This is a genomic window from Sphingomonas sp. (assembly GCF_004799495.1).
GTDB lineage: Bacteria > Pseudomonadota > Alphaproteobacteria > Sphingomonadales > Sphingomonadaceae > Sphingomonas.
On sequence record NZ_SSMY01000011.1, the window covers coordinates 453,111 to 460,955 of the forward strand.

5 protein-coding genes are annotated in these 7,845 nt (G+C 68.3%); all 5 read left to right on the forward strand.

Features of this window, described 5'->3' with window-relative positions; genetic code table 11:
* Position 1: 1 nt before the first annotated feature.
* Genes asnB through E7773_RS13750 form a run of 5 tightly spaced genes read left to right on the forward strand, consistent with a single transcriptional unit; the run spans position 2 to position 7,713 of the window.
* Positions 2 to 1,810, forward strand: a complete 1,809-nt coding sequence (gene asnB, locus E7773_RS13730; RefSeq protein ID WP_293992269.1) for an asparagine synthase (glutamine-hydrolyzing) — start codon at positions 2 to 4, stop codon at positions 1,808 to 1,810.
* Positions 1,807 to 3,024, forward strand: a complete 1,218-nt coding sequence (locus E7773_RS13735; protein WP_293992271.1) for a glycosyltransferase family 4 protein — start codon at positions 1,807 to 1,809, stop codon at positions 3,022 to 3,024. The genes asnB and E7773_RS13735 overlap by 4 nt, the downstream gene beginning before the upstream one ends.
* Positions 3,021 to 4,673 carry an alginate lyase family protein gene (locus tag E7773_RS13740; RefSeq protein WP_293992273.1) on the forward strand — a complete coding sequence of 551 codons (1,653 nt, stop codon included), beginning with the start codon at positions 3,021 to 3,023 and terminating at the stop codon, positions 4,671 to 4,673. Before E7773_RS13735 ends, E7773_RS13740 begins: the two co-directional genes overlap by 4 nt.
* Before the next feature lie 2 nt (positions 4,674 to 4,675).
* Positions 4,676 to 6,769 carry a bi-domain-containing oxidoreductase gene (locus E7773_RS13745; RefSeq protein WP_293992276.1) on the forward strand — a complete coding sequence of 698 codons (2,094 nt, stop codon included), beginning with the start codon at positions 4,676 to 4,678 and terminating at the stop codon, positions 6,767 to 6,769.
* Complete coding sequence (locus E7773_RS13750; protein ID WP_293992278.1) at positions 6,766 to 7,713, forward strand: glycosyltransferase family 2 protein; 948 nt, start codon at positions 6,766 to 6,768, stop codon at positions 7,711 to 7,713. Before E7773_RS13745 ends, E7773_RS13750 begins: the two co-directional genes overlap by 4 nt.
* Positions 7,714 to 7,845: the final 132 nt, after the last annotated feature.

Here is a 7,845-nt window from a genome sequence, read left to right on the forward strand (position 1 = left end):
CATGTGCGGCATCGCCGGTTTCCATGCTCACGCCGCGGCAGCGCGGGCGGTGAGCCGCGACACGCTGATCGCGATGCGCGACCGGATGGCGGCGCGCGGGCCCGACGGGAGCGGGCTGTGGATCGCCGAGGACGGCCGCACGGGCTTCGGGCATCGCCGGCTGTCGATCATCGACCTGTCGGAAGGCGGGCATCAGCCGATGGCGACGCCCGATGGCCGGCTGACGATCGTCTTCAACGGCGAGATCTACAATTACCGCGCGTTGCGCGACGCGCTGACCGCCGCGGGCGTGGCGTTCGCCAGCGACAGCGACACCGAGGTCATGCTCCACCTCTATGCGCGCGACGGCGCGGCGATGCTAGGCAAGCTGAGGGGCATGTTCGCGCTGGCGATCTGGGACGCGCGCGACCGCTCGCTGCTGCTCGCGCGCGACCCGCTCGGGATCAAGCCGCTCTATTATTCCGACACCGGCGGCGCACTGACGTTCGCTTCGCAAGTCAAGGCGTTGCTGGTCGATCCTGGCGTCTCGCGCGAACCGTCGCCCGCGGGACTCGCCGGGTTTCACCTGACGGGATCGGTGCCCGAGCCGTTCACCGCGTGGCGCGCGATCAAGGCACTGCCCGCCGGAAGCTGGCTGAGGGTCGATGCCGCGGGCGTAAGCGCGCCGGTCCGCTACGCCAATGTCGCGCAAATCCTCGCCGACGGCCGCGCCGCCGACCCGGCCAGCGTCGATGTCGCCGGCGCGTTGCGCGACAGCGTCGCGCATCACCTCGTCGCCGATGTCGAAGTCGGCGCGTTCCTGTCGGGCGGGGTCGATTCGGCCGCGCTGATCGGGCTGATGCGCGATTGCGGACAGGAGCGGATCCGCGCCTGCACGCTGGCGTTCGGCGAGTTCGAGGGCCAGCACCAGGACGAAACTCCCGGCGCCGCCGCGGTCGCGAAGCAGTACGGGGTCGACCACCACATCCGCCGCGTCGGCGCAGCCGAGTTCCACGGCGACATGGATGCGATCTTCGACGCGATGGACCAGCCGAGCATCGACGGGATCAACACTTGGTTCGTCAGCAAGGCGGTGCGCGAGATGGGTCTGAAGGTGGCCCTGTCGGGGCTGGGCGGCGACGAACTGCTCGCGGGCTATTCGACCTTCCGCACCGTGCCCCAGATGCGGCGGCGTTTCGGGCCGCTCGGGGCGATTCCCGGCTCCGGCACGATGGCGCGTTTGCTGCTCGGCCTGACGGGCGTGACGCGGCGCAACCCCAAGGCCGCGACCGTGCTCGACTATGCCGGCAGTTGGGCCGGTGCGTACCTGCTGCGTCGCGCGGTGCTGATGCCGTTCGAGCTCGACACGGCGATGGATCCGGCGATGGCGCGCGAGGGGCTGAGCGAACTCGACCCGCTCGGCGCGCTCGAGCGGTCGATCACCCCCGATCCCGGCTCCGACAACGGCCGCGTCTGCGCGCTCGAGACAGGCAATTACATGCGCAACCAGTTGCTGCGCGATTCGGACTGGGCGGGGATGGCGCACTCGCTCGAAATCCGCGTGCCACTGGTCGATTTCACATTGTTGAAGACGCTCGCGCCGCGCATCGCGACGCTGCAACCCGGCGAGGGCAAGCGGCTGCTCGCCGCCGCACCCGCGAACCCCGTCCCGCGCGCCATCGTCGAACGCTCGAAAACGGGGTTTTCGGTCCCCGTCGCCGACTGGCTGGCGGGCAATGCGGTGCATACGCCCGACCGGCGCGCATCGCGCGGCTGGGCGAAGGTCGCGACCGAACGCTCGTTGCAGAGCGTCACAGCACTCGCGCGGTGAGGATCCTCGCGCTCAGCCATTATTATCCGCCGGAGGTCAACGCACCCGCCTCGCGGCTGTCCGAACATGCGCGCGTGTGGCGTGAAGCGGGACACGACGTCACCGTCGTCACCTGCGCGCCCAACCACCCGGCGGGCAAGCTCTACCCCGGCTATCGCAACCGGCTGTGGCAGGAAGAGACGATCGACGGCATCCGCGTGATTCGGCTGTGGACATGGCTCGCCGCGAACGAAGGTTTCCTCCCACGCATCATCAATTACGTCAGCTATCTGCTGTCGGTGCTGATGTGGATGTGGCGGCTGCCCAAGGCCGACGTGGTGATGTCGACCAGCCCGCAATTCTTCTGCGGGCTGGCGGGATGGTTTCTGAAGCGCCGCACGCGGCCATGGGTACTCGAAATCCGCGATCTGTGGCCCGAAAGCATCGTCACCGTCGGCGCGATGAAGCGCGGGTTCGCGATCCGCTTGCTCGAACGGATCGAGGCGTTCGCCTACGCCCATACCGACCTCGTCGTATCGGTCACCGACGGTTTCGTGCCGCACATCCGCGCGCGCCGCCCGAGCGAGCCGATCGCGGTCATCAAGAATGGCGTCGATTTGTCGCACTTCGCCGCCGACCCCAACGCCGCTGACGCGTTCCGTGCCGAGCACGGCCTGACCGGCAAGTTCGTCGCGAGCTATGTCGGCACGCACGGCATGGCGCATGGGCTCGACACGGTGATCGCCGCCGCCGAGCGCCTGGCGCACCGCCACGATATCGCAATCCTGATGGTCGGCGGCGGGAGCGACCGCGAGCGGATTCGTGCGATCCGCGACCAGCGCGGGCTGACCAACATCCTTATGCTCGACCAATTGCCCAAGGCGATGATGCCCGCGGTATGGGGTGCGAGCGACGTGGCCTTGGTGCTGCTCAAGCGAGTCGATACGTTCGAAACGGTCATCCCGTCGAAGATGTTCGAGGCGATGGCGTTGGGGGTGCCGATGATCCTGGGGGTCGAGGGCGAAGCGAAGGCGTTGATGGACGCGGGGCGTGCGGGGATCGCGATCACGCCCGAGGACGATGGCGAACTCGCCGCAGCGATCGAAAGACTGGCCGACGACCGCGCGCTTGGGCAGGCGATCGGCGCCTCAGCGCGGGCGTATGTCCGCGGGCATTTCGACCGCGAGGCACTCGCGCGTGCCTATCTCGCCGAATTCGAGAAACTCGTCGCGTGAGCATCGCGCGCAACATCGCTTTCGCGCGGCACATCCCGTTGCGCCAGATCGCCGCCCGGCTGAAACTCGCGGCGCAGCGACGCTGGACGCTCAAACGCCCGCCGATGCTGGCCGGCGAAGGGCGGCAGGCCGAGGCCCCGCCTCAGCCCGTCTTTCCGCCGCGCTCGGACATGATCGAGCGCACCCCCGACGGCTGGCGCTTCACCTTCGTCGGCCGCACCGTCGCGATGGGCGAAACGATCGACTGGCACGCCGACGGTGACCAACTCTGGCGGATGAACCTCCATTACATGGAGTATCTGGAGCAGCTCGACCGCGACGCCGGGCTCGCGCTGATCCGCCAGTGGATCGCGGCGAACCCGCCTTTCCAGCCCGGTTATTGGCACGATGCGTGGAACAGCTATGCGCTGTCGCTGCGCGTCGTGGTGTGGATGCAGCGGCTGACCGTGTGGGGCGTCGATCCCGACGAGGCGAAGGGCATCCGCGCGAGTATCGCCACGCAGATCGATTTCCTGGCGCGCAACCTCGAAACCGATCTCGGCGGCAATCATCTGATCAAGAATATCAAGGCGCTGGCCTGGGCGAGTGCGTGGTTTGCCGCGCCCGAAAGCGATGCGTGGCGCGCGCTGGCGACCGATCTGCTCAACCGCGAGCTGCCGCGCCAGATCCTGCGCGACGGCATGCATTACGAGCGTTCGTCGTCGTACCACGCACAGGTGTTCGCCGACCTGATCGAAACGCGTGCGGCGCTCGGGTTCGGCGCGGCGACGGTCACGCTCGACAAGGCGTTGCAGCGGATGGCGGTGGCGGCGGCGCAGCTTGCGCACCCCGACGGCGGGCCGGCGCAGTTCAACGATGCCGGGCTGACGATGGCCTATCCGCCCGGGCAGTGCCTGACCGCCTACGCGCAAGTCACGAGCCAGCCAATCCCGACCGCCGACGGCGCATTCCGCTTGCCCGCCGCCGGCTATTTCGGGCTCCACGCCCCCGGCTTCGCACTGATCGCCGACATGGGCGCGATCGGGCCCGACGACCTGCCCGCGCACGCGCATGGCGACATCGGCAGCGTCGAGCTGTCGGTCGGGGGCTTGCGGTTCATCGTCGACCAAGGCGTCTTCGAATATGTCGCAGGCGACAAGCGCCAGGCCTCGCGGAGCGCGCACAGCCACAATTGCCTCGCGATCCATCGTGCCGAGCCGGCCGATTTCTTCGGCGCGTTCCGCTGCGGGCGACGGCCCAAGGTCACCGTCATGCAATATGTCGGCGGCGAGGACAGCATGTTGTTGCGCGGGCATCACGACGGCTACGCGCACCTGCCCGGCAAGCCCGAGGTCGAACGGCGGGTCGAGGTCGGCGCGAACGGCATCACGCTCCACGACCGCATCCTGTGCGAGACATGGCATCCGGCGACCTCGCGCCTGCTGCTCCACCCCGACTGCAGCGTCGAATTGCACGGCGACACCGCGATCGTCAGCCGCGGCGGGATCGCCCTCGGCATTCGCGGCTCGGCGCCACTCCGCGTCGAGGAGACTTCCTGGTGGCCCGACATGGGGATAGAGGTCGCGACGCGGCGGCTGTGCTTGACACTCCCGGCCGATTGCTTTGAGGCGACATTCGAGATCGGGGCCGCCGACACGGCGACGGAGTAAGCGTGAAACAGGTCGAGCAGAATTACCGGAGCGGCGTGCTGCGCCTGATCGACGCGCCCGTGCCCCGTGCGGGCGGCGGCCGTAATCTGGTCGCGACGCGCGTGTCGCTGATCAGCGCGGGGACCGAGAAGCAGATCATCGACCTCGCGCGATCGAGCCTGGCGGGCAAGGCGATGGCGCGGCCCGATCTGGTCAGGAAGACGCTGCAGAAGGTGCGCAATGAAGGCCTGCTGCCGACGGTGCAGAAGGTGTTCGCCAAGCTCGATACGCCGATCCCGCTCGGGTATTCGCTCGCCGGCACCGTGGTCGAGGCAGGCAGCGATGCGGGCGGCTATGCAGTAGGCGACCGGATTGCCTGCGCGGGCGCGGCGGTGGCCAACCACGCCGAATATAACGCCGTCCCGAAGAACCTGTCGGTGCGCATCCCCGCCGCGGTCGACGACGAGGCGGCGAGCTTCGTCACGATCGGCGCGATCGCGCTCCAGGGCGTGCGCGTCGCCAATCCGACGCTCGGCGAGCGCGTGGTTGTCATGGGGCTCGGGCTGATCGGCCAGCTGACCGTTCAGTTGCTCAAGGCGAACGGTTGCCGCGTGCTCGGGTTCGATCCCAACCCGGCGCGCGCCCAACTCGCGCTGGAGATAGGCGCCGACATCGCGGTCAGCGCGGGCCTCGACGATGCGGTGCGCGGCTTCACCGGCGGCCACGGCGCCGATGCGGTGATCGTCACCGCCTCGGCCAAGTCCTCCGCCCCGCCCAACCAGGCCGCCGAGATCAGCCGGATGAAGGGTCGCGTGGTGATGGTCGGGCTGACCGGTATGGAGATCGACCGCGAGCCCTTCTACAAACGCGAGCTCGATCTCAGGCTGTCGATGTCCTACGGCCCCGGGCGGCACGACCCGGCCTACGAGCAGGACGGCCACGATTACCCGCTCGCCTATGTCCGCTGGACCGAGCAGCGCAACATGCAGGCGTTCCTCGAACTCGTCGCCGACGGGCGCGTCACGCCGCTCAAGCTCGTCACGCATCGTTTCCCAATCGAACAGGCCGAAGCCGCGTACAAGTTGATGGACGGCGACGAATCGTATCTCGCGATCCTGCTGACCTATCCGGACACGCCGACCGCGATCGCGCGGTCGATCCCGGTCGCGAGCAAGAAGGCGACGAGCGGGGCGCGCGGGACCGGGTTCATTGGGTTCGGCAATTACGCCAAGGCGGTATTGCTCCCCGCGCTCAAGAAGGCGGGCAACGAGCGCCTGACCACCGTCGTCACCTCGACCGGGCTGTCGGCGCACGACGCCGCCGAGCGCCAGGGCTTCGCGTACGCCGCGACCGATCCGCAGGCCGTCCTTGGCGACGCCGAGACCGATTGCGTGTTCATCGCGACGCGGCACGACAGCCATGCGCGGCTCGCGGTCGCGGCGCTCGAAGCGGGCAAGCATGCGTTCGTCGAGAAACCGCTCGCGCTGACCCGCGCCCAGCTTGCCGAAGTGCAGGCGGCAGCGGAAGCCTCGACAGGCGTGCTGACGGTCGGCTTCAACCGCCGCTTCGCACCGATGATGATCGCGGCGAAGGCGGCCCTCGCCAATTGCGGCGGGCCGATCGCGATGCATTACCGGATCAACGCCGGGCACGTCCCCGGCGACTCCTGGCTCCACGGCAGCGAAGGCGGCGGCCGGATCGTCGGCGAGGCCTGCCATTTCGTCGATGCGCTGACCTTCCTGGCGGGCGGGCCGCCGGTTGCGGTCGAGGCGTTCAGCCCCGAGGGCGTGGGCGACACGGTATCGGCGGTGCTGCGCTTCGCCGACGGGTCGACCGGCACGATCCTCTATTCCTCGCTCGGCGATGCTGCGCTGCCCAAGGAATATCTCGAAATCTTCGCCGGCGGCCTCGTCATCCGGCTCAACGACTTCCGCAAGCTGCACGTCACGCGCGGCGGCAAGACCGCGACGACCAAGGCATCGGCGCAGGACAAGGGCCAGGCGGGCCTCGTCAAGGCATTCTACGCCGCCGCGCGCGACGGCGCCCCCGCCCCGATCGCGCTCGACGAGCTGATCGCGGTCAGCGCCGCGACGCTGGACATCGCCGGGGCGGAATGACCGCCAGCGTCACCGCCCTGATCCTCTCGTTCGACGAAGAGGTGCATATCGGCCGCTGCCTCGACCGTATCGCGCCGCTGGCGGACCGCGTGATCGTGATCGACAGTTTCTCGACCGACCGCACCGTGGAGATCGCCAAGGTCAAGGGCGCGGAGGTGCACCAACACGCCTTCACCAACCAGGCCGCGCAACTGCAATGGGCGCTCGATAGCATCGCGATCGACAGTGACTGGATCATCCGCGTCGACTGCGACGAATATCTCGAGCCCGGGCTGATCGAGCGGTTGAAGACAAAGCTTCCCGCCCTGCCCGCCGACGTCACCGCGCTCGACCTGAAATTGAAGGTGCTGTTTCGCGGCCAGTTCATCCGTTGGGGCGGCTATTACCGCACCTGGCTGACGCGGCTGTGGCGGCCCGGTGCGGCGCGGATGGAACAGCGCTGGATGGACGAGCGGCTGCTGATCACGCGCGGCCGCGCCGAGCGGGTCACCGGCGGCGACCTGGTCGACGCGAGCCTGAAGGATATCGGCTGGTGGGTGGCGAAGCATAACAATTACGCCACGCGCCAGATGATCGATTTCGTTGCGCGCGAGCACGGGCTGGTCGGGGCCGGCGACGGCGATATCACCGCGTCGGCCAGGCGCGGGCGCGGCATGCGCGACCGCTACGCGCGCGCGCCGCTCTATCTTCGCGCCGTACTCTATTTCCTGCAGCGCTATTTCCTGCGGCTCGGCTTCCTCGACGGGCGGCTCGGGTTCGTGTGGCATTTCATGCAGGGCTTTTGGTATTTCGTGCTGATCGACGCGAAGATCGACGAGGCACGAACGTGGATCGCGGCCAATTCGCTCGACCGCTTTCCGGCCTATCTCGCCGAGCGCTACGGGATTGCCGATTCGGGGATCGCGTGGAACAGGGTCCGTATTCAGTTGCCGAGCGGATCGTGATCGCCCGGAGAAGCCCGCTGGCAAGTAACGCAGCGCAGTCGCGTAGCCAAAGCTACGCGCAAGCAAGTGACGATGCGCAGGTAAACCGTCCCCCGGACGGTTTAGCCGTGTCCGGGGGACACGGCGACCTGC

Coding starts and splice junctions, on each gene's coding strand:
- E7773_RS13750 (WP_293992278.1), top strand. CDS start 6,766: ATGACCGCCAGCGTCACCGCCCTGATCCTCTCGTTCGACGAAGAGGTG.
- asnB (WP_293992269.1), top strand. CDS start 2: ATGTGCGGCATCGCCGGTTTCCATGCTCACGCCGCGGCAGCGCGGGCG.